Source organism: Pseudomonas sp. LJDD11, assembly GCF_024584215.1.
In the GTDB taxonomy this organism is placed as follows: Bacteria; Pseudomonadota; Gammaproteobacteria; order Pseudomonadales; family Pseudomonadaceae; genus Aquipseudomonas.
In genome coordinates this window covers 375537-398739 of record NZ_JANJFL010000001.1, presented here as the reverse complement: position 1 = coordinate 398739, position 23203 = coordinate 375537, and the positions used below count along the sequence as shown (strand labels likewise).

Here is a 23203-nt window from a genome sequence, read left to right as displayed (position 1 = left end):
TGCCCAAGCAGGGGCGCAAAGCCCCTGCCAAGACTGGAAATAACCTGATGAAAACAACAATCGCGAGCCTGTGCGGCTTGCTGTTGCTGGGCGGCTGCGCCCGGCTTGCGGTGGACGACCAGGCGCAGACCTGGGACCCACGTGTGGTACGCGGCCAGTTGCCCAACGGCCTGGAATACCGCCTGGTGCGCGAGACCTCGCAACCGGGGCGTATTGATGTGCGCCTGACCGTGCGCGCCGGCTCTGTGGATGAAAGCGCCCGGCAGGTCGGTGTTGCGCACCTGGTCGAGCATCTGAATTTCTATAACCACGGCAACGCCACTGACGACATTCGCCAGCGCATGAGCCAATGGGGCTGGGTCTCGGGCCGCCATTACAATGCCGTCACCAGCTACGACCGCACCCAGTACCTGCTCAGCCCAAGCGGCGGCGCGGCGCAAACCGAACAGGCCCTCCAGGCGCTGGCCACCCTGAGCCTGGCAGCCGATTACAACGCGGCCGATCTGGACCGCGAACGGCCCATCGTCATTGAAGAATGGCGCGGCGGCCTGGGCGTGGCGCAACGCATGAACGATCAGCGCACCGCTGCCCAGCGCATCGGCTCGCGCTACCCGCAGCATCGCACCATCGGCAACGAAGCGGCGATCCGCAGCGCCAGCCTGGAGCAGCTCAAGGCCTTCCAGCAGCGCTGGTATGCGCCCAACAACATGATTCTGACCATCGTCGGTGATATCGACCCGGCCGCCCTGCCCGCACGTATCAAGCACTGGTTCGGCAACGCTGCATCGGTGCCATTGCCTGACCGAACCTGGCGCGAACTGACGCTGGACGAGCAACTGAAGATCGTGCGCCTGCAAGACAGCCAGAGCGGCAGCAATCAGCTGGCCCTACTGTTTCGCCTGCATGAACCAGGCAGCCGCGCAATAACCCATAGCGGCGCACGCGAGCGGCTGGTCGACCGCCTGACCCTGGCGGTGCTGGTCGACCAGTTGCGCCGCCAGCCACGTGATGCGGGGGTACGCAGCCTCAGCGTGCAGAAGAACCAGATCGGCGAATACTCCAGCGTGCTGGGCATCGCCGCCGGCGTCGAGGCTCAGGGCCATGACAACGCCCTGCGTCAGCTGTTAAGTGAAATCGAGCGCCTGCGCCGTTTCGGCCTGTTTGAGGCGGACATGCAGCGCGAAAAGAGCCGCATCCGCGAAATTGCCCAGGGCATGCTGCGCAACGACCCGCAGCGCAGTTTCGAGCAGTGGGTCAACCACCTCAACGACGCGGCGATCCAGGACCGCCTGGTGATGGACAAGCACCAGATTGCCCGGCAGTACCTGACGATGCTCGACACCGTCAGCCTCGATGACCTCAATCAGCGCTTCAAGCGCTGGACCGACAGCGCCGACCGGGTACTGCAGTTGACCGCACCCGCCGACCAGAACCTGCCGCTGCCAGGCCAGGCCGAGGTGCAGGCGCTGCTGGCCGACGTGCGCAAGAGCACACTCCAGGCACCGCAACCGCTGCCGGCCCAGACCCATGAAGTGCAGGCCGCACTGCCGGCCCTGCCGGCGGTCGGCGCCAGCGGCAAGGTTGTCGAGCAACGCCGTTATGACGCAGAAAACGTCGAGTACTGGCAGCTGAGCAACGGCGACCGGCTGGTCTGGCTCAAACAGGCTGCCGCCGACGGCGGTATGCTCATGCAGGCCATGTCGGACGCTGGGTTTCACACTGGAGAGATTCCGGGCTGGCGCAGTCAGGTGGCGGCCCAACTGGGCCAGCAACAAGCACCGCAGGGCTGGAGCCAGGTGCAGTTCAAGCGCTGGCAGCGTGAACAGGGCATTCAGTTGACTCATGAACAGGCCGCCGATCATTGGCAGGTCAAGGTCTCGACCCTGGAACAAGCCAAAGACCTGCCGGCCGCCGAGCGTTTGCAGGCCATGCTGCACAGTTACCACCTGAGCCAGGCTGCGCTGGTGGTCGATGAACAAGCGTTGCAACAGCCTCGTGAACAACTGATGGACCAGGCGACGCCCAAACGCGAGAGCGTTCGCGCTCAGCAGCAACAGACCCTCAATGCTCTGCGCCACGCTGCCGGGCACGAACAAGTGCCCACTGTCAGCGAGCTGGAGCAGCTCAGTGCCGAGCAGCTTGCCAGCGACTGGCAGCGCCTGACCCAGGCGCCGGTCACCCATTACCTGTTGGCCGGTGTCGATGCTGCGGTCTTGCAGCTGCTGGTCGAGCAACACCTGGCCAGTATCCCGCGCGGCGCCGCGCTGCACAGCCAGCCGTTCAGGCAGCGCAGCGGCCGACACGTCAAAACCCTGGACATCGGTATCGAGCCACGCACCCAATGGCAGGCCTACAGCTACCGCGAACAACCCTGGACACCGGAGGACGCCGCACGCATCTCGGCCCTGCAAACCCTGGCCCAGGCAGTGCTCAAGCAGCAGCTGCGCAGTGAAGCAACGGGCGTCTATTCGCTGACCTTCGAAACCAGCCTGAACCCGCGCAGCCAACGTATTGAAACCCGGCTTAACTTCTACACCGACCCGGCGCGGGCCGACGAATTATGGCAGCTGGCGCGCCAGACCCTGACCCGCCTGCCCGACAACCTGGACCGCCAGGCAGTGACCAGATTACGCAATGCCCTGCTGCGCGACGAACGTGCCCGGCGCAGTGACGCCCAGACCCAGTTGCGCCGGCTGATTCTCAGCGATCAACAGTGGGGCGACCCGCGCTACCTGAGCCAGCAACAGCAACTGCCCGAAGCCCTGACCCACGCCGACCTCAAGCGTCTGGCCGGGCAGTTGTTCGATGAGCGCAATATGGTGCTGCTGCGCCTGAATCCGGCACCTGCCGGGGTGGCCGGGCGATGAAGACCCTGTGCACCTTTTGGACGCTGGCGCGCCCCTACTGGCTGGACCGCCGTCAGTGGCTGTCATGGGTGCTGTTGCTCAGCGTGATAGGCCTGGGCCTGATGGTGGTGCAGATCAACCTGTGGATCAACGCCTGGAGCAAGACCTTCTACGATGCGCTGGGCGAGTTCAACACCGCAGCGCTGTACGGGCTGATGCTGCAATACAGCCTGTACATCGGCCTGTACGTGATTGCAGTGGGCCAGTTTCAGCAAGCCATCGACGCGACCCGCGGTCAGAGCTGCGATTGCCCACGCGGCGCAGTGCTGCGGCTGGACAACCTGAGCGTGCAACTGCCCGATGGCCGGTCGTTGCTGAACAACCTCAATCTGGTCGCCGGCCCCGGCCAGTGGCTGCGTCTGGAAGGCCGCAGCGGGCTGGGCAAATCCACCTTGCTGCGCACCCTGCAAGGTTTGTGGCCCTGGTACCGCGGCCGCTGGCAACTGCCTGGCGGCAGCAGCCTGTTACTGCCGCAGCAGCCCTACCTGCCGCCGTTGCCGCTGCGTCAGTTGCTGGCCTACCCGGCCAGCGACTGCCCGGCCGACGAGCGCCTGATCGAGGTATTGCGACTGGTCGGTCTGAATCAACTCAGCGAGCGCCTCGGTGAGCAGGCCCAATGGGGCCGGGAACTGTCAGGCGGCGAACAGCAACGCCTGGGCATCGCCCGCGCCCTGCTCTACGCCCCCCAGACCCTGTACCTTGACGAAGCCACCAGCCAGCTTGACGAGCCAGCGGCCTGCCAGTTGCTGACCACCCTGCGCCAGGCACTGCCCGACACGCTGGTGGTCGGCATCAGCCATCAGCCCGGCGTGGCCCGGTTATTCACCCGCACCGTTGCCTTACAGGGCCAATCCAGTTCGCAGCCAGCGCCGGCCTACCACTGATGGCTGTAGCCAACGGTCAGCACCGTACCCGGTGCTGGCAGGTGGCTGGTGTTGTTGCTGCTGCGCATCAACTGGCTGTACAGCGGGTAGTAGTCACGGTTGAACAGGTTCTGGATGCCAACGCTGATCTGATCGTCCGGGCTGAGTTTGTAACGGCTGATCAGGTCGACTGTGGTGTAGCTGTCCACCTCACGACGGCCAAAGCTGGCCTGACCGTTGAGGCGATAGTCTTGGCTGCCGATGTAGGTGGCCTGCAAGCGATTGCTCCATGCCTCGCCTGGCTGGTACTGCACGTAGGCGGTCAGCTTGACCGGCGGCACCCGGTAGCCGGTCATGTCCTGCCAGTCGCCGTTGGCCGGCTGCTCGCGGCCCTTCATCCAGGTAAAGGTGCCGCCCACACCCCAGACCTCATCGCTGGCCAGCCAGTCGGCGCTGGCCTCAACACCATGGATACGCTCTTTGGTGCGGGTCAGGATCAGACCATTGTTGAAGCTCTGCACATCGCCGAGTTTCGAGGTGGTATAGAACAGCGCCAGCGACGCCAGGGTCTGGCTGCCCAGCGCGCCACGCCAGCCCAGTTCATAATTGTTGGTCTTGACCGGCTCCAGATCGGAAGCACTGATATCGAAACCGCGCCGGGCGTTGCGCATCTGCACCCCGATATCCGGCAACTGGAAGCCCTGGCTGAACGCGGCGTAGATTTCCTGGCCGGCGACCGGCGAATAGACCACCCCGAGGTTGCCCAGCAGGTCGTCATAACGAATCTTGCCGCCATCGATGCTGGCCGGGCTGGCATTGCGGATTTCCGAGAGCGGTATGAAATCACTGAACTCGGCGGTGGCGTACTCGTAACGCAAGCCGCCATCGATGGACCATTGGTCATTGAAGCGGTGCTGCAACTGAGCAAACGCGCCGGTACTGATGGTGGTCAGGTCAGGCATGTAGGTCAGCCGGCCGAGCTTGTCGAAATGTCGCGCGCCGCTGGCGTCATAGGCGGCCGCGTCAAAGATATCCAGCGGCATGTCGCTGCGCTCATGGTTGAGGTCAGCGCCCCAGACCAGTTCGGTGCTTTCACCCAGCGGGGTGCGCAGGGTCAGGCGGCTGCCGAAGATCTCACTGTTCTGCATCACTTGGTCGACAAACCGCCCACGGGTCGCCACCGCCCGTGCATCGAAGGGGGTGAAGCGGGTGTAGTAGTCGCGGTAATAGACTTGCGCCGCCAGCCTGGAGCCCCACAGGTCATCATGCTCATAGCTGAGGTTGGCCAGGGTGTTGCGGATCTGGTTCTGCTCATCGAGCCGCAGGCCATCGAGCAACCGGGCCGGCACCGAGCCTGGCGGTAATGCCGCCACCGATGGATCGGAACCGTAGTCACTGTCCTGCTCAGCGTGGTAATGGCTGACCGCAAGTTGCAAACGCTGCTGCTCGTCCAGACGCAGGCCCAGTTTGCCGCCGATGTTCCAGGCATTGGAGTCAAACAGATCGCCCTGGCTCGGCTCCGGTGCGATTCGCCGGCCGTTGGCATCGAAGGCGCCACCGATATGCCGGGTACCAAAGTCCAGAGCGTAATCGACCACGCCCTGGGAACCGGCGACATGGTGCTGCAATTCGCCGCCCAGGCTGTCTTTGTCAAGCTGGCTCAGCGAAGCGTTGCCACTCAGGGTGGTCTGCGCACGGGGCTCGCCACCGGCCGGGCGAGTGGTGATATTGACGATCCCGCCAGTGGCACCGGCGCCGTAGATCGCGCTGCTGCCATGAATGACCTCGACCCGCTCGATCAGTGCCGGGTCAAGGCTGGCAAGGTTGCGCGAAGAATCACGGTTGGTATTGAGCGGCACACCATCGACCAGGACCAGCATGGTCCGGCCTCGCAAGGTCTGGCCGTAATCGGTGATGGTCCGGCTGGAGTCGGCCATGCCGGGAATGCTCTTGGCCAGGACACCGGCCAGGTTGTCGCTGCCGTGGCGCAAGGTCTGTAATTGCTCACCCTCAATGACGTTGACCTGCCGGGCCTGAGGCACCAGCTGGCTGGCGGTGCGCGAGGAAGTGACCTCCAGCGGGGCAAGCTCGACCTGGCGGGTGGCCGAGGGTGCGCCAGGCAGCGCGGCAGATGCTTGAGCCGGCACCACGATGTAGGTGTTGTCATCCTGCTGGCGGGCCTCAAGGCCGCTGTCACCGAGCAACTGCTGCAGGGCCTGGGCAGTGGTGTAGCGCCCGCGCAAGGCGGCGGCCTGCCGACCGCTGACCACGTCGCTGGACAACACGATCTGGGCACTGGACTGGCGGGCCAGAGCGTTGAGCGACTGCTCCAGCGAGGCGGCCGGCAGGTCGAAGCTGAGCGGCTCGCCAGCCTGGGCCAACGACGACAAGCCAAGCATCAGGCTGCTGGCCAACAGGGAAAGACGCAGGGTCGGGGTGGTCACAGGGGCTTCTCCAGAAAAGACAGGGTTCCTGAAGACAGCCGCCACAGCAGGCACGCAACCCTACCTGCAACGGATTTATTTTTTCACAGCGCGGCGGTTCAGCACTGGCGAGCCATCGGCGGCGCGGCTCAGCTCGACCGGCAGAACCTTGGGCAGCAGGCTCAGCAGGTAGTCCAGCCGTTGGCTGTCGAAGCTGCCGGTGACCGGCAGTTGCGCCAGGCCCGGGTCGCCAAGCGCAATTGGCAAGCCAGTGTGGCGTTCAATGGCATCGAGCACTTCGCCCAGCGGCGTGCGATCAAACACCAACCGGCCTTCAGTCCAGGCGCCGACTCCCTGGACATCGACTGCGCCGGGTGCGGTGACCCGGCCATGGCTGACCAGCATCTGCTGGCCCGCCACCAGTGCCACGGCGCTGTCTGCGCCTGCCACCCTGACCTTGCCCTGCTCAACGCTGACACGCGCATCATCGCCATGCCGGCTGACGTTGTAACGGGTGCCCAGCACGCTGATCTGCGCGGCACCGGCCTGTGTCTGGAATGGCCGGTAAGTGGCCGGCGCGACCTCGAACAGCGCCTGACCGGCCAGCAGCTGCACACGGCGGCTGCGCAGATGCCAGCCCACCGTGACCTGGCTGGCGCCATCAAGGGTCACGACGCTACCATCGGCCAGTGCCAGGCGCTGCACCTGGCCACGGGCAGTGGCGTACTGCTCGGTGCGATAGGCCGGGTCCAGCCACCACAGACCGGCGGCCAGACCGAGGATCATCAAGCCGATGCCAAGGGTGGCGGGCGCCGGCCGGCGGTTTTTCTTCACCGGTGAAGGCAGCGGGAAACGCTGCTTGAGTTGCTCGCGGTGGCGGGCGATGGCGTGCTCGGCAGCCGTCGGTTCAACGTGTTGCGACACGGGTCGGGTCATGAAGAGACGCTCGTCTGGTCCAGCCATTGCAGGCACTTGCGCATGCCCACCTTGAGATGCTTTTCCACCGCCTTGACGGAGATCCCCATCCGCTCGGCCACTTCCTGCTGCGACAGCTCATGGAGTTTGTGCATCACGAACACCTGCTGGCAACGCAGCGGCAAGCGTTCGATGGCGGCGCACAGCTGTTCCAGTTCGACACCTGCCGCATGGTGACGCTCCGGCCCTGGCGCCTGGCTGTGAATGTCGGGCAACTGCGCCTGGTCGTCGACCCACGCCTGGCGCCGGCGCTCGCTGCGATAGTGGCTGACAGCGCGGTCATGGGTGATCTTGCGCAACAACGCCAAGGGCACTTTGACGCCGTCCTTTTCTGGCGCTTCGAGCAGTTGCAGGCACACATCGTGGACCACTTCACGCGCCGCATGCCGGTCACCGAAACGGCGGCGCAGCGAATCCACCAGATCGTCATAGTGATGAACCAGCCAGGCAACCAGAGTCGATGGGGTCGGTGTACGGGACACAATCGCAAGCCACGCAGTGAACGGCTCGCAAATATAAGTGAGAACTCTTTTCAATTGAAGCTTTAGTAGCGATTTGTAATCGCCACCGCAAAACCTTGTGTGGCGCGCTGGCTCTGATGAGCCAAGACACCGCCCGACAGCCTCGCAGGCCGCGCCAGAGCCTTTCACCTTTAAAAGTCATCATACAATCACGAGATCTTTATCCCTTTTTCTCCGCCCAAGCGACGAAAAAAGCATATTCACAGCGAGAAAAAATAGATTATTACAAATGTCATCACACAACATGAGTTGACATATCCCCTTTAAGACCCGAATAATCGGCCCACGTTGTATGACAACCTACGTTGCAAGGCCCTCAATAATTACAAGCAGGCCACCATGCCCCTCACCCGCATCTACATCGAGCAATGCATTTTTCGCAGCGTCATGCCTGTACTCGCGATCGCTCCTGCGCGGCCCCGGCTCGTCTCACGTGGACCTGTTTCCTTTTCGAGCAGTCGGGTGCCTCCTCGCACCCGTCACAGCGGATCAGTAGTGGCGACGCTATCCAGGCTGTTTTTGCTCGCTTTACCCACCGCACCTCTAAAAACTACCTGCTGGCTGGACGCCTGCGGCGCTACGCGCGCCATCGCTGCGCTGGCTGCCTCGCCCAGGTTTTTAGAGGCACCCTCGTTTTTAGAGGCACCCTCCAGCACCACCAGCAGCAGCCTGCCCTGTCAGGCGTGGTGTGCAGCCGCTTAAGGCGCGTACTGCGCCTGAGTCCTGCGCAGCCTCATGCGGCTGTTGTTCAAATGCAGGTACATCGCCGCACGGGCGGCATCGGCATCGCTGTTGGCGATGGCATCAAAGATTTGCCGATGCTCATCGTTGATCCCCTGCAGGTACGCACGCCGGTCGCTTTGCCCGGTGTAGGCGGAGTTCATCCGGGTTCGCGGAATCAGCTTGGTGCCCAGGTGCTTCATGATGTCGATCAGGTAAACATTGCCGCTGGCCTTGGCGATTTTCAGATGGAACTGGAAGTCGGCATTGATGGTGCTGCCGGATTTCTCCGGACCTTCGAGCAAGGCGTCGAAGGCGCGTTTGAGCTCCTGCAGGTCCTCGGGGCTGCGCCGCTCGGCAGCCATGCCGGCGGCTTCGACTTCAAGGCTGAGGCGAAACTCCAGAAGGTTGAGTACGTCAGCCAGGGTGGCGATGGTCGCCGGCCCCACGCTGAAGCCTTCCGGGGCCGGCATGTCCAGGACAAAGGTCCCGACCCCGTGCCGGGTTTCGACCAGCCCGGCGGCCTGCAGGCGCGACAGGGCATCACGCACCACCGTGCGACTGACACCTTCGGCCTGCATGATATGGACTTCGGCGGGCAGTTTTTCCCCACGCTGCAGTTCGCCGCTGCGCATCCGCTGGGCGAAGCGGTCTACCAGGCTTTCGGCCAGGCGGCGATGGTTCTTTTGCGAGATCAGGAGGTTGTCGGACATTGCAGCCTCGTTTTTGTCGAATGCGCGAGTATAGGCCGGCATGCTGGCAAACATGTGAAAAGGTCGTCAGACCACCGGTCCTTCATTTAGCTAAAATACCTCATCAGTGCGGTTATAATCCGCTCCCCTACAGGATCCGACCCATAGACATGGACCACTCTTCTTCGCCTCCAGGGCAGCGCAAGAAAAACCTGACCCAGCAACTGGTTGCCGAGTTTTCCCGCAAAATCCGCGAAGGCGAGATCCAGAGCGGCGAAAAGCTGCCTACCGAGCAAGTCCTCACCCGCGAAAACGGGGTCAGCCGCACGGTAGTGCGCGAAGCCATGGCACGCTTGCAGGCCGAAGGGCTGGTAGAAACCCGCCACGGTATTGGCACGTTCGTGGTCGATGCCACTGCCCCGCGCAGCGCGCTGGCCGACGCGCCACCACAGGCCGCCGGCAGCCCTCAGGATGCGACCGCCATTCTTGAACTGCGCCTGAGCCTGGAGCCTGAAGCCGCCGCGCTCGCTGCCCGGCGGCGCAGCACCGAACAGTTGGCGAACATCGAACAGGCGCTCAGCGACCTGCAGAACTGCGCCGCGCGTGGCGCAGACACGGTAAAGGCCGACCATGAGTTTCATCGCAGCATCGCGCTGTGCACCGACAACAGCTTTTTCATTGATGTGATGAACCAGCTGGGCAGCAGTATCCTGCCACGTGTCGGCGTCGGTTTCGGCAATCTGCCGGTCGCGGCTGACAGCGGCGACCCCGGCGCCCAGACCCGCGAGCAAGAGCAGATCTACAGCGCCATTGCCCTGCAAGACCCGGAAGCCGCCAGGGCCGCGATGCGCCTGCATTTGCGCAACGGCCTGCTGCGGGTGTCGGGCAAACATTAGGCTGCCCATTAGCCACTCACTGGCAGATCGTTTACCATGCCAGCCCGCCGGTTCAGCCAAGGCTGACCGGCAGTCGTCTGGCTGCCTGCGCAAAGGCCATGTCCCTGCCCTCCCCCTCTGTGTGTCTGTACGTATGAGCTACCCACACCCTGTCGCCAGCTGCGCTGATTCGTGCCAATGAGGCTGTCGATTCTGGCGCTGCATGTCCTCTGGGTCAGCGCGTTGTTGCTGGCAGCCGTGATTGCCGGTGCCGCGATTGGCGAAACCCGCATCAGCCCCGAGGTGGTCAGTCAGATTCTGGCCAACAAGCTGTGGAATGCCGGTTACCCGGTGGACCCCATCGATGAAGGGATCATCTGGAACTACCGCCTGACCCGTGCGATTGTCGCCGCGGCCTGCGGTGCCGGGCTGGCTATATCCGGGGTGGTATTGCAGTCGCTGCTGCGCAACCCGCTGGCCGAGCCCTACTTGCTGGGTATTTCCGCTGGCGCCTCGACCGGCGCAGTGCTGGTTGCCCTGCTCGGTATCGGTGCCGGGGCCATTTCACTGTCGGCCGGCGCATTTGTCGGCGCCATGGCCGCCTTCGCCATGGTCGCGTTGCTGGCTCGCGCCTCACAAGGCGCTGCGGCTGCCAGTCATATCATTCTTGCCGGGATCGCCGGCTCTCAGCTTTTCAATGCGCTGACCTCGTTCATGATCACCAAGTCGGCCAGTTCCGAGCAGGCCCGCGGCATCATGTTCTGGCTGCTGGGCAATCTCAGCGGCGTACGCTGGCACTCGGTGGCCCTGGCGGTGCCGGTGGTGCTGGTCGGGTTGCTGGTCTGCGTCTGGCATCGGCGAGCGCTGGATGCGTTCATGTTCGGCAGCGACTCGGCGGCCTCGCTGGGCATTGCGGTACGGCGGGTACAGATTATGCTGATTGGCTGCGCGGCGCTGGTGACCGCGGTGATGGTCTCGATCGTCGGCTCGATTGGCTTCGTCGGCCTGGTGATTCCCCACGCCATACGCATGCTGGTTGGCGTGCGCCACGCCCGGCTGATACCGCTCAGCGCCTTGTGCGGGGCGTTGTTTCTGATTGCCGCCGATGTCCTGTCGCGTACCCTGATCAAGGGCCAGACCCTGCCCATCGGGGTCATTACCGCACTGATCGGCGCACCGGTTTTTGCGCTGATTCTGATTCGCGGCAACCGCTCACGATGAACGCCTTTTCCACACCACTGGACACCCCGGCGCTGAGCTGCACGGCGCTGAGCTATGGCATCAAGGGCCAGCTGCTGTTGCAGGAGGTCAGCCTCAGTGTGATACCGGGAGAGACCCTGGGCCTGGTCGGCCCCAACGGCTCGGGAAAATCGACTCTGCTCAAGCTGTTGTCCGGCATCCAGGCGGCGTCAGCTGGCGACGTGCAGCTGGGCGGCGAGCCGCTGCAGAAGCTGGGACGACGCAACGTTGCCCAGCGCTTGGCGGTGGTCGAGCAACAGGCGCAAACCGCCGACCACATTACGGTGCGCGATGTCGTGGAACTGGGACGAACGCCCTGGCTGTCGGCACTGCAACCCTGGGGGGCTGATGACCAACGAATCGTCCAGCAAGCGATGACCGATGTAGACCTGCTGCATCTGGCCGGCCGCCAGTGGCAGACGCTGTCCGGCGGTGAACGCCAGCGCACGCATATCGCCCGTGCCCTGGCCCAGCAACCGCAAGTGCTGCTACTGGATGAGCCGACCAATCATCTGGACATCCAGCATCAGCTCAATATTCTCGGGCGGGTCAAGCGCTTGTCGCTGACCACCGTGATCGCCCTGCACGACCTGAATCAGGCCCTGGAATGCGACCGCCTGGCCCTGCTCCACAACGGACGGCTGGTGGCGCTGGGCAAACCACTTGACGTGTTGACCCCGGAACGCCTGCGCAGCGCCTTTGGCGTGCAGGGCCACTGGCTGACCGACCCGCTGGACGGCAGCCAGATCCTGCGTTTGCGCCCGCTTTAAGGCAGTTGGCAGCCCTTCTTCTTCAGGCTTTCGATCACCCAGGAACGGTCATTGGTGCCCTCGGCAATCTGCTCCAGCTGTTTTTGCTCGGCACCGTGTTTGGCCGCCGCACGCTCGTAGACCTCAGCGACCTGGTCGTAAGGTACACACAGCAGGCCGTCTTCATCACCGATCACCAGGTCACCGGCCTCGATCACCATGCCGTCGATGGCAATCGGCACGTTGATTTCGCCCGGCCCATCCTTGTAAGGACCGCGGTGCGAGATACCGGCAGCGAACATCGGGAAATCACCGGCACCGATGGCGCCTGCGTCACGAATCGCACCGTTGATCACGATACCCGCCACACCGCGCTTGACCGCGTAGGCCACCATCATTTCACCGATCAATGCGTTGCTCAGATCGCCGCCGGCATCGACAACGATCACGTCGCCTGGCTGGGCGATGTCGATTGCGTAATGCAGCATCAGGTTATCGCCCGGCCGCGCCTTGACGGTCAGCGCAGGACCGGCCAGCACGCCTTCGCGGTGCATGGGGCGCAGTCTGGCGCCACCGGCTGTCATGCGGTTCATCGAATCGCTGACATTGGCAACCGGCACCTCGCGATAGCGCTCAACCCATTCGGCACTGACTTTGCGGGCCTGCTCCAGCACTCTGAATCCAATGCTCATTCTGATGTTCCTCTGTTGGTCTTGTAAGGGAATCTCCGCGGGCAAGCGAAGCTATTTTCAGAATGGCATTTCATTTTTTATATTTCAATAGTGATAAAAGCAGAATATCGAGCTTTAAAATAACAAAACAGGTGATATTGAAACGTCATTCTATTGTGTTAGGGTATTCATCGTCCGACCGTTGCCCACCGGCAGCGTCTGAAGACACCGACAACAACAAGGTGTAACCATGACCCGTACCATTGTGCTGACCGGCCCGGCACTCACTGCCGAAGCCATGAACCACGCTGCCGCCCATGGCGTCAGAGTGATCCCGACCACGCCGTATGCCGCCGACGAACTGCTCGCGGTGATCCGCGCCGAACAGCCGGATGCAATCATTGTTCGCCAGGGCAAACTGACCCGCGAAATGATCGAAGCGTCGAGCAAGCTGTCGATCATTGCCAAGCACGGCGTGGGCTACGACACCATCGATATCCAGGCAGCGGCCGACAACAAGGTGCCGGTCACCATCGCGCTGGGCGCCAATGCGCAATCGGTGGCCGAGCATGCCTTTGCCCTGATGTTCAGCGTGGCGCGCCAGACCGCGCTGCTCGATGCGCGGATGCGCGACGGTCATTGGGACAAAACCACAGCCAACGGCGTGGAGCTGTTCGGCAAGACCCTCGGCCTGGTGGGCCTGGGTTCGATCGGCGGGATCCTGATGGATCTGGTTGCACCGCTGCGCATCAAGGTCAAGGTCTATGACCCCTTCCTCAAACAGTTGCCCGAGCGCGAACATGTCGAACGCGAGGAAGACTTCGATCGCCTGCTGCAAGATTGCGACATCATCAGCCTGCACTGCCCGCTGACTGACCACAATCGCAAGTTGTTCGGTGCCGAGCAGTTCCAGCGCATGCGCCCCGCGAGCCTGTTGATCAACACCGCCCGTGGTGAGCTGATCGATACCGAGGCACTGATCCACGCCCTCAGCGAGCGGCAGATTGGCGGCGCCGGCCTGGACACCTTCCACCCCGAGCCATTACCGGCCGACAGCGCGCTGTTCGGCCTGCCGAATGTCGTGGTCACCCCGCACGTCGGTGCCAATACCACCGAGGCACGTGACCGGGTCGGCCTGCTGGCCCTGCAACAGATTATCGGCCTGTGGAACGGCAGCGCGCCCGAGCCACGTGCGGTGGTCAACCGTCACCTGCTTGACAACTGATTACCCGCAGCGTTAATGCGCTCCTGACTGCCGATGCCAGGGAGCGCCCGTGATACTCCATAAAAACAACAGCGGAGAGTCCCATGACCTCAGCCACTGATTCGCCAAGCGAGCTTGAACGCTCAACCATGCGCCGGGTTGCCTGGCGCATCCTGCCCTTCCTGATCGTTTGCTACCTGATCGCGATCATCGACCGCGGCAACATCGGCATGGCCGCGCTGCAGATGAACGAAGACCTGGCGCTGTCCGCCAAGGTGTTCGGTTTCGCCAGCAGCCTGTTCTTCTTCGCCTACTTCCTGGTTGAAGTGCCCAGCAACCTGGCCATGCAAAAGTTCGGCGCCAGGATCTGGATCGCCCGGATCATGATCACCTGGGGCCTGATCTCGGCCGGTACCGCCTTCGTCCAGGGCGCCAACTCACTGTACGTGATGCGTTTTCTGCTCGGCGCCGCCGAAGCGGGCTTCTTTCCCGGCGTGTTGCTGTACCTCACCTACTGGCTGCCATCGGCGTATCGCGGGCGCATGGTTGCGCTGTTCATGGTGGCGATTCCGGCCGCCAACTTCATCGGCTCACCGCTGTCAGGCCTGTTGCTGAGCCTCGATGGCTGGCTGGGCATGCGCGGCTGGCATTGGCTGTTCATCCTCGAAGGTATTCCGGCCGTGCTGCTGGGCATCGCCTGCCTGTTCGTGCTGACCGATAAACCCGAGCAGGCCAAATGGCTGACTGACGAGCAGCGCAACTGGCTGGTCCAGCGGATCGCGCAAGAGAACGCCGGAAAAAAAGCCATCGGCCACATGTCGCTGTGGAAACTGCTGCGCCACAAGGACATCTGGGTCATGGCGCTGATCTATTCCGGTGCGTCGGCAGCCGGCAGCACCCTTAGCGTATGGGGTCCGCAACTGCTCAAGTCGTTCGGCCTGACATCCATGGAAGTCGGCCTGGTCAACGCCATTCCTTATGGCCTGGCGTCGGTTCTGATGATCGTCTGGGGCCGCAGTTCGGACCGCTCCGGCGAGCGTCGCTGGCACACCGCGTGTACCCTGCTGCTGATCTCGGTCGGCTTGTTGATGACCCTGTTCACCACCAACCTGGCCTTGACTGTGTTGATGCTGAGCCTGGTACTGATCGGTGCCTACTCGATGAAAGGCCCGTTCTGGGCGTTGGCGTCGGGCTGGTTGTCGTCATCGACAGCGGCAGCGGGCCTGGCGGCCATCGGCGCAATGGCCAACCTGATCGGTGGCGGCATCATGGTCAACGTCTATGGCGCGATCCATGACGCGAGCGGCAGCCACTCGCTGGCACTGATGCCACTGGCGGCGCTGTGCGCGGTGGGTGCATTCCTGGTGGTGGTCATGGGCCGCAAGCGTCAGGCCGAAGCGGCTGCCCAGGACAAGGCAGCCACCAGCCACTAGCCAAGTGCAACAGCGAGCAGCCGCTATCGGCGCTGCTCGCGATCAGCCCTTGCAGCCCAGACTGCGCATCAGGGTCTGAGCCGCTTCATGCAACTGCCCCTGCACCGTGCGTGCATAGTCTTCGGTCAGCCGGCTGGCCGGGCCGGAGACCACCAGGGCGCCGACGATTTCATGTTGAGCGTCGTAGATCGGCAAGGCCATGGAGGCTGCATGCGGGTCGGTCATGCCACAGGAGTAGAATGCCACCTCCAGCGCAGCGCCTTTCTCGAACGGCGTGCGCAGCGCCTGGGCCCCGGCCGCGTTGTCCATCGGCCGCATGTCGCCCGGTTGCAGTTGCATGCGCAGGCGATGCGGTGAGTTGACCCGGTACTGGCACAAGCGATATGCGCCGTGGCGTACGTAGAAGGATGTGGTTTCGCCGATGGCGTCGGTCAACTGGTGCAGCAGCGGCATGATGTGCCGCTCCAGGTCCAGGGCGTCCTGATACACCGCATTCAGGCGCATGACTTCACTGGCCAGTTGATAGCGGCCGTCGGCCATGCGATTGATCAGACCGTGGGTTTCCAGTGAGACCATCAGGCGCATGATGGTGCTTTTGTTCAGTGCGGTGCGGTCGGCGAGCTCGACCAGGCTCAATGCGCCATCCCCGATGCGAAAGGCCGTCAGCACGGTCAATACCCGGTCGGCCGATGCGACCCCGCTGACCGCCGGACGCGGTTTGACTTTTACCATCTTGCACACCTCGATTCTTGTGACCCGGCAGTCCAGCACGGGGCAATTTTGGCGGGGATTATCCGTCATGCGGCGTATCACCGCCATCGTCGGTGTGGCTTTGGCTATTACTGCGAACGCGCCGCCGTCTTCGCTAGCAACCGGAGCGCCGGCCGGCTGCTCCCACAAAGGTATGCAGCGCCTAACTGAACAGTATTGGCTGGGCTGCGATCAACGGCTACTGCGCTTTGTGGCCCAGCGTCAGCTCAATGCGCCCCAAACCTCTGTTGTTCAACCCGCTGCCGGGTCATGGTCGGGGTTTCGTTGAACAGTTTGCGGTATTCGCTGGAGAACCGGCCCAGGTGGCTGAAGCCCCATTCCATGGCGATGACCGAGATGTTGCGTGAGGCTCGGCTTTCCAGCAATTCCTGGCGTACGGCGCTGAGGCGGTATTTTTTCAGGTAGGCCATGGGCGAGAGTTCGAAGTGTCGGCGGAAGGCCTCGAACAGTTTGAAGCGTGACACCCCGGATGCCGCCTCGATGTGCTCCAGATGCAGTTCGTCGCGGGCATGGGCGTGGATGTAGTCGCGGGCGCGGATCAGGTAGTGCGGCAGGCGCACTTCCAGGCTTTCACGCAGTTGTGCTGAGTAGTTGTTCGGCTGCGAGAGGATCAGGCCTTTGACCAGCGCGCTTTCCAGGTCGCGGCTGAACAGCGGCTGGCTATACAGATCACCGAGCTCCATTTCATCGATGAAGTGCCGGGCCATTCGCCACCAGGAAGCGGTCGCGCCGTTGACCGCGTCCATCCGGGCGCTGAAGCGCAGCGCTTCATGAAGCGGCCGCTGCAGCATGTCTTCCAGCGTCTTGTGCATCGCTGCGCGACTGATCACCACCTGCAACTTGCGACAGTCACCCGTGATGTTCAGCTCCTGGCTCTCGTTGGGGGCGACGATCAGGCCGTACTCACGGTCCGAATGCAGCCGTTCACCGGCCTTGAGCAGCTCCTGCTCACCACTGAGCGGCAGGCTGATGCTGAAGCTGTTAAAGCTGTCCGGGTCGGCGATGCCGACGGTGACATCGGTGCCGTACTCGATGATCCCCAGGGTGGTGGACATCGAACGCAGTACGCTGGCGCTGTGGCGGAACTGGATGCGCCCTGGCCGGCTGGCGACCAGTTGATGCGGCCCGCAGATGTTCGACATCCACGAACGGGCCCCGGCAAGATCGAAATGATCGGCATGGATATCACGTAACTGTGATTCAGGCTTCGGATTCATCACGGCACTCTCAGGCTTGTTTTTCTGATGCGCGCTCTGCGGCACGTCTGGCGTTTCTTTAATGCAAGCAATGCAAGGCCCAGGCCACGGGCAGTGCTGTTCTAACCATAACTGACTATTCGGATAATGTTCGCCAACATTGCGGATAGGCCCGCCTGATCGCAAAACCTCCAGGGCTTTTCCAGGCCCCCGCGTTAGAGCCGTTGCTGCGCCATAGAGCAGCACGCCAGGGCCTTCGCGCTGCAACAGCGTGCAGCGCCAACCCGAGACGCCCGCTCACTGGCAAATGGGTAAGACCGACACAGCACTGTTACCGCCGCCCTGCTGCCGAATGGCAGGTGCTGATTTTACGGATAGCAATCGCCGACAAACCGGCCTGAACAACTCGCAGATTCGGTGCTATTCGCACCCGCCCGATATCCATTTGCCGCACAAATTTTATGGCCTGCGTTCGTGCACAAAGCGGATAGACCCTGTAGCGCGCTGATTCGTTAAATGGCCCCAACCGAGGGGCCTGAACCGCCCCTGCCGAATCGCCCGATGTGACAGGTACACCGCAATGAACCAGACAAGAAGCGTCGACCAGTGGAAAGCCTTCATCAATGGCTGCCTGGATTTTCGCCCCGTAGAGGGCGTGTTCCGCATCGCCCGTGACATGTTCACGGAACCGGAGTTGTTCGACCTGGAGATGGAACTGATCTTCGAGAAGAACTGGATCTACGCCTGCCACGAGAGCGAGATCGCCAACAAGCACGACTTCATGACCATGCGTGCCGGCCGCCAGCCGATGATCATCACCCGTGACGGTGAAGGTCAGTTGCACGCGCTGATCAACGCCTGCCAGCACCGCGGCACCACCCTGACCCGGGTGATGAAGGGCAACCAGAGCACCTTCACCTGCCCGTTCCACGCGTGGTGCTACAAGAGCGACGGCCGGCTGGTTAAGGTCAAGGCGCCCGGCGAATACCCGGAAGGCTTCGACAAGGCCACCCGCGGCCTGAAAAAGGCGCGCATCGAAAGCTACAAGGGCTTTGTGTTCATCAGCCTAGACGCTCAGGGCACCGACAGCCTGGAGGATTTCCTCGGCGATTCGAAGGTGTTCTTCGACATGATGGTCGCTCAGTCGCCAAGCGGTGAGCTGGAAGTGCTGCCGGGCAAATCGACCTACAGCTATGACGGCAACTGGAAGCTGCAGAATGAGAACGGCCTGGACGGCTATCACGTCAGCACCGTGCACTACAACTACGTGGCCACCGTGCAGCACCGCCAGCAGGTCAACGCCGAAAAAGGCAACGCCAGCAGCACCCTGGACTACAGCAAGCTCGGCGCCGGCGATGCGCAGACCGACGACGGCTGGTTCTCGTTTCATAACGGCCACAGCCTGCTGTTCAGCGACATGCCCAACCCCACAGTGCGCCCCGGCTACGCCACGGTGATGCCACGTCTGGTCGAGGCCTACGGCCAGGCCAAAGCCGAGTGGATGATGCACCGCCTGCGCAATCTGAACATCTACCCAAGTCTGTTCTTCATGGACCAGATCAGCTCGCAGTTGCGCATCGTACGTCCAGTGGCCTGGAACAAGACCGAGATCATCAGCCAGTGCATCGGCGTGAAAGGCGAATCCGACGCCGATCGCGAGAGCCGGATTCGTCAATTCGAAGACTTTTTCAACGTATCGGGCATGGGCACGCCGGATGACCTGGTGGAGTTCCGTGAAGCCCAGCGCGGCTTCCAGGCGCGCCTGGAACGCTGGAGCGATATTTCCCGCGGCCACGGCAAATGGGTTGAAGGTCCGACCGCCAACAGCGAAGCGATCGGCATCCAGCCGGTGCTGACCGGCACCGAATTCACCCACGAGGGCCTGTACGTCAACCAGCACAACAACTGGCAGCGCTTTCTGCTTGAAGGTCTGGACAAGCAAGCCTGCGAACAAGACGCTTTGAAACTGCGCGAGGTGTGAACATGAATCCGCAATTGCATTACCAGATCGAGCAGTTTTTCTTCCGTAAATCCGAGCTGTGCGACGCTCAGGACTGGGACGCCTACCTGGCGCTGTTCAGTGAAGACAGCGAATTCCACCTGCCGCAGTGGGAGTCCGAACACAGCTATACCAGCGACCCGAAAAAGGCCATGTCACTGATCTACTACGCCAACCGTTCGGGCCTGGAAGACCGGGTGTTTCGTATCCGTACCGGCAAGGCGGCGTCGACCGTGCCGATGCCACGCACCTTGCACAACATCAGCAATATCCGGATCGCCGAACAGCCCGGCGGGCAACTGCAGGTCAGGCTCAACTGGCACACCCTGTATCACCGCCTGGGCCAGAGCGAGCAGTTTTTCGGCCACGCCACCTATCACCTGAAACCTGTGGCCGACAGCTTCCAGATCACCCGCAAACACGTGGTGCTGCTCAACGACACCATTAACTCGGTGCTCGATTTCTACCATCTCTGATGACGCGGATGCCCGAATCATGAGCCACAAAGTCGCGTTCAGTTTTGCCGATGGCAAAACCCTGTTTTTCCCGGTGCAGGGCAATGAAATCCTGCTCGATGCCGCACTGCGCAACGGTATCAATATCCCGCTCGATTGCCGCGAAGGCGTGTGCGCGACCTGCATGGGCCACTGCGAATCCGGCCAGTACAGCCTTGATTATGTCGATGAAGAAGCGCTGTCAGCCCGCGACCTGGAACAACGCAAGGTACTGACCTGCCAGACCCGGGTGCAGTCCGATGCGTCGTTTTACTTCGACTTCGACTCCAGTTTGTGCAGCGCCGCAAAGCAGGTGCAGGAACGCGCGGTGGTGAGCCACGTCGAGCAGGTCTCGGCCAGCACCGCGATCCTGCATCTGGACGCCGACATGGACGGCCGAACTCTGGACTTCCTGCCCGGTCAGTACGCCCGTCTGCAGATTCCCGGCAGCCAGGCCTGGCGCTCGTACTCATTCGCCAGCCAGCCCAACGCGAACAACCGCTTGCAATTTCTGATTCGTCTGCTGCCTGACGGGGTGATGAGCAATTACATCCGCGAACGCTGCCAGGTCGGCGACGAAATTCACTTTGAAGCGCCGCTGGGTACGTTTTACCTGCGCCAGATCGAACGCCCGCTGGTGATGGTGGCCGGTGGCACCGGGCTGTCGGCGTTTCTCGGCATGCTCGACCAACTCGCTGAGCGTGGCGGCTGCGGCCAGCCGGTAACGCTGTATTACGGCGTGCGTCAGCAGGCTGATCTGTGCGAGCTGCAACGCATCGAGGCGTATGCCGAGCGCATTCCCGGCTTCAGTTTCATTCCTGTGCTCAGCGAGGCCGGCGAGGCCTGGCCGGGCCGGCGCGGTTATCTGGCCGAGCACTTCGACGCTGCTGCACTGCGCGAGTCAGCGTTCGACATGTACCTGTGCGGCCCACCGCCGATGGTTGAGTCAGTCAAGACCTGGCTCGACGAGAACGCCCTGGACAACGGCCATCTGTATTTCGAGAAATTCACCGAGAGCAACACCTGAACCAGACCTGAGCCCAGACCAGCGGCGCCAGACCCGCCGGCTGCACCACCGAATCGGCACCACGTTTGACCACTGCCCACCCCCAACAACAACCAACAGGCCGCAGCAATGCGGCGCTGCCTATCTACAGGCGGCAAACAACACCGCAATAATGATAACCACTCGCATAAAGACGCCATTGGCTGCGATCCGGCAGCTATCCGACCGGCAAAGGGTGCAGTCCGGCCTGCGTGCCACTACAATGCGCGTTTTGCCCTGCGCCGGACTCCACCCGTCATGTCTTTACCCAAGCACCACCTGGAACTGCTCAGCCCCGCCCGCGATGTGAGCATCGCCCGCGAAGCCATCCTGCACGGCGCCGATGCCGTCTACATTGGCGGGCCGAGCTTCGGCGCACGGCACAACGCCTGCAACGAGGTCAGTGAAATCGCCGAACTGGTGAAGTTCGCCCGCCGCTATCACGCACGGATTTTCACCACCCTCAACACCATCCTGCATGACGACGAGCTGGAACCGGCGCGCAAGCTGATCCACCAGTTATACGATGCCGGTGTCGATGCGCTGATCGTCCAGGACCTGGGCGTGATGGAGCTGGACATCCCGCCCATCGAGCTGCACGCCAGTACCCAGACCGACATCCGCACGCTGGAGCGGGCGAAGTTCCTCGATCAGGCCGGGTTCTCGCAACTGGTTCTGGCCCGCGAACTGGATCTGGGGCAGATCCGCGAAATTGCCGACAACACCGACGCATCCATCGAGTTCTTTATCCATGGCGCGCTGTGCGTGGCGTTCTCCGGGCAGTGCAATATTTCCCAGGCGCAGAACGGCCGCAGTGCCAACCGTGGTGATTGCTCGCAGGCCTGCCGCCTACCCTACACCCTTAAAGACGATCAAGGCCGCGTGGTGGCCTTCGACAAACACTTGCTGTCGATGAAAGACAATAACCAGAGCGCCAACCTGCGCGCGCTGGTCGAAGCCGGTGTGCGCTCGTTCAAGATCGAAGGCCGTTACAAGGACGTGAGCTATGTGAAGAACATCACCGCTCATTACCGCCAGATGCTCGACGCGATCCTCACAGAACGCCCCGACCTGGCCCGCGCCTCCAGCGGCCACACCGCGCATTTCTTCGTACCGGACCCGGACAAGACCTTCCACCGCGGCAGCACCGACTACTTCGTCACCGAGCGCAAGATCGACATCGGCGCCTTTGACTCGCCGACCTTCACCGGTCTGTTGGTAGGTAACGTGGAGAAGGTCAACAAGCGCGACCTGATCGCCGTGACTCACGAGCCACTGTCCAACGGTGATGGTCTGAACGTGCTGGTCAAACGTGAAGTGGTGGGGTTCCGTGCCAACATCGCCGAGCTCAAAGGCGAGTTCGAAGAAGACGGCGAGAAGCGCTGGCGCTACCGGGTCGAGCCCAACGAGATGCCAGCCGCGCTGTCGCGCCTGCGCCCTAATCACCCGCTGAGCCGCAACCTCGACCATAACTGGCAGCAAGCACTACTCAAGACCTCGGCCGAGCGGCGCATCGGGATCCGCTGGAATGCCGTGCTGCGCGAACAGCGCCTGAGCCTGGAAGCCACCAGCGAAGAAGGCGTGCAGGTCGCGGTCAGCCTCGACGGCCCGTTCGGTGCAGCCAATAAACCGGAACAGGCACTGGATCAGTTGCGCGACCTGCTGACCCAACTGGGCACCACGATCTATCACGCCCAGGATGTGAAGCTCGACGCGCCGCAAGCGTTCTTCATCCCCAACTCGCAACTCAAGGCGCTGCGCCGCGAAGCCATCGAAGCGCTGGATGCCGCCCGTGTGGCTGCCCATCCGCGTGGCGCACGCAAGGCCGAGACCAGCCCGCCGCCGGTCTACCCCGAGTCGCACCTGTCATTTCTGGCCAACGTTTACAACCAGAAGGCCCGTGACTTCTATCACCGCCACGGCGTGAAATTGATCGACGCCGCCTACGAGGCGCACGAAGAACCCGGTGAAGTGCCGGTGATGATCACCAAGCACTGCCTGCGCTTCTCGTTCAACCTGTGCCCGAAACAGGCCAAAGGCGTCACTGGCGTACGCACCAAGGTCGCGCCGATGCAACTGATTCAGGGTGACGAAGTACTGACCCTGAAGTTCGACTGCAAACCGTGCGAGATGCACATCATCGGCAAGATGAAGAGCCACATCCTCGACCTGCCACAGCCTGGCAGCAAAAAGGCCGGCATCGTTGGCCACATCAGCCCCGAAGAGCTGCTCAAGACCGCCAAGCGCCCACCCCAGGCACCGCATTGATGAAATGTCGGTAACGACCTTAGTGTGGGCGGCACTCCGATGAAGGCTAAGGGTCAGGCGCTGGACATGCTTTGTCTGGCCTGGCCCTTTCACGAGCAAGCTCGTTCCCACCTTATTTCAGGCCATAACCGGGTAAGGGCCAACCGGGCCCGCGTCACC

The 23203-nt window shown here is 62.5% G+C and carries 18 protein-coding genes; 11 read left to right on the top strand and 7 right to left on the bottom strand.

What is annotated here, in order from left to right:
- Positions 1–47 precede the first annotated feature (47 nt).
- A complete protein-coding gene (locus tag NRB16_RS01820) occupies positions 48–2867 on the top strand; it encodes a M16 family metallopeptidase (protein WP_257105316.1) in 2820 nt (939 codons plus the stop codon).
- Positions 2864–3790, top strand: a complete 927-nt coding sequence (locus NRB16_RS01815) for an ATP-binding cassette domain-containing protein (RefSeq protein ID WP_257105315.1) — start codon at positions 2864–2866, stop codon at positions 3788–3790. The genes NRB16_RS01820 and NRB16_RS01815 overlap by 4 nt, the downstream gene beginning before the upstream one ends.
- On the opposite strand, the gene NRB16_RS01810 is transcribed toward NRB16_RS01815, so the two are convergent.
- The 4 genes from NRB16_RS01810 to NRB16_RS01795 form a co-directional block, all read right to left on the bottom strand.
- Positions 3781–6168, bottom strand: a complete 2388-nt coding sequence (locus tag NRB16_RS01810; RefSeq protein ID WP_257105402.1) for a TonB-dependent receptor — start codon at positions 6166–6168, stop codon at positions 3781–3783. The two genes, NRB16_RS01815 and NRB16_RS01810, sit on opposite strands and share 10 nt — an antisense overlap.
- A gap of 120 nt (positions 6169–6288) precedes the next feature.
- Positions 6289–7128, bottom strand: coding sequence for a FecR family protein (locus NRB16_RS01805; protein ID WP_257105314.1), 840 nt, complete (start codon positions 7126–7128; stop codon positions 6289–6291).
- A complete protein-coding gene (locus tag NRB16_RS01800; protein WP_045492420.1) occupies positions 7125–7649 on the bottom strand; it encodes an RNA polymerase sigma factor in 525 nt (174 codons plus the stop codon). The genes NRB16_RS01805 and NRB16_RS01800 overlap by 4 nt, the downstream gene beginning before the upstream one ends.
- A 737-nt stretch (positions 7650–8386) precedes the next feature.
- Positions 8387–9121, bottom strand: coding sequence for a FadR/GntR family transcriptional regulator (locus NRB16_RS01795; RefSeq protein WP_045494978.1), 735 nt, complete (start codon positions 9119–9121; stop codon positions 8387–8389).
- 149 nt (positions 9122–9270) lie between these two features.
- Here NRB16_RS01795 and NRB16_RS01790 point away from each other — a divergent pair, with 149 nt between their 5' ends.
- The 3 genes from NRB16_RS01790 to NRB16_RS01780 all read left to right on the top strand — a co-directional run bounded on the left by NRB16_RS01790 (position 9271) and on the right by NRB16_RS01780 (position 11984).
- Positions 9271–9996, top strand: coding sequence for a FadR/GntR family transcriptional regulator (locus NRB16_RS01790; RefSeq protein WP_045492423.1), 726 nt, complete (start codon positions 9271–9273; stop codon positions 9994–9996).
- 177 nt (positions 9997–10173) lie between these two features.
- Positions 10174–11196 carry an iron ABC transporter permease gene (locus tag NRB16_RS01785; protein ID WP_045492425.1) on the top strand — a complete coding sequence of 341 codons (1023 nt, stop codon included), beginning with the start codon at positions 10174–10176 and terminating at the stop codon, positions 11194–11196.
- Positions 11193–11984: an ABC transporter ATP-binding protein gene (locus tag NRB16_RS01780; protein WP_253111695.1), complete on the top strand. Its 792-nt coding sequence runs from the start codon at positions 11193–11195 to the stop codon at positions 11982–11984. Before NRB16_RS01785 ends, NRB16_RS01780 begins: the two co-directional genes overlap by 4 nt.
- Here the strand turns inward: NRB16_RS01780 and NRB16_RS01775 are convergent.
- Complete coding sequence (locus NRB16_RS01775; protein WP_045492429.1) at positions 11981–12655, bottom strand: RraA family protein; 675 nt, start codon at positions 12653–12655, stop codon at positions 11981–11983. The genes NRB16_RS01780 and NRB16_RS01775 overlap by 4 nt on opposite strands.
- 229 nt (positions 12656–12884) lie before the next feature.
- Here NRB16_RS01775 and NRB16_RS01770 point away from each other — a divergent pair, with 229 nt between their 5' ends.
- Both NRB16_RS01770 and NRB16_RS01765 read left to right on the top strand, forming a co-directional pair.
- Positions 12885–13859, top strand: coding sequence for a hydroxyacid dehydrogenase (locus NRB16_RS01770; RefSeq protein WP_257105313.1), 975 nt, complete (start codon positions 12885–12887; stop codon positions 13857–13859).
- An 83-nt stretch (positions 13860–13942) separates the two neighbouring features.
- Entirely contained in the window at positions 13943–15271 is a 1329-nt protein-coding gene (locus tag NRB16_RS01765) for an MFS transporter (RefSeq protein WP_045492433.1), read from the top strand.
- A 42-nt stretch (positions 15272–15313) separates the two neighbouring features.
- Here the strand turns inward: NRB16_RS01765 and NRB16_RS01760 are convergent, their stop codons facing one another.
- Together NRB16_RS01760 and NRB16_RS01755 are read right to left on the bottom strand one after the other, a co-directional pair.
- Positions 15314–16003, bottom strand: coding sequence for an IclR family transcriptional regulator (locus NRB16_RS01760; RefSeq protein WP_045494983.1), 690 nt, complete (start codon positions 16001–16003; stop codon positions 15314–15316).
- A gap of 245 nt (positions 16004–16248) precedes the next feature.
- Entirely contained in the window at positions 16249–17259 is a 1011-nt protein-coding gene (locus tag NRB16_RS01755) for an AraC family transcriptional regulator (protein WP_045494989.1), read from the bottom strand.
- A 559-nt stretch (positions 17260–17818) separates the two neighbouring features.
- On the opposite strand from NRB16_RS01755, the gene antA reads away from it, so the two are divergent.
- The 4 genes from antA (at position 17819) to NRB16_RS01735 (ending at position 23044) form a co-directional block, all read left to right on the top strand.
- Entirely contained in the window at positions 17819–19219 is a 1401-nt protein-coding gene (gene antA, locus NRB16_RS01750) for an anthranilate 1,2-dioxygenase large subunit (RefSeq protein ID WP_257105312.1), read from the top strand.
- 2 nt (positions 19220–19221) lie between these two features.
- Positions 19222–19713, top strand: coding sequence for an anthranilate 1,2-dioxygenase small subunit (gene antB / locus NRB16_RS01745; RefSeq protein ID WP_045492437.1), 492 nt, complete (start codon positions 19222–19224; stop codon positions 19711–19713).
- A gap of 19 nt (positions 19714–19732) precedes the next feature.
- Positions 19733–20758, top strand: a complete 1026-nt coding sequence (gene antC, locus NRB16_RS01740; protein ID WP_257105311.1) for an anthranilate 1,2-dioxygenase electron transfer component AntC — start codon at positions 19733–19735, stop codon at positions 20756–20758.
- A gap of 276 nt (positions 20759–21034) precedes the next feature.
- Positions 21035–23044 carry a U32 family peptidase gene (locus tag NRB16_RS01735; protein ID WP_257105310.1) on the top strand — a complete coding sequence of 670 codons (2010 nt, stop codon included), beginning with the start codon at positions 21035–21037 and terminating at the stop codon, positions 23042–23044.
- Positions 23045–23203: the final 159 nt, after the last annotated feature.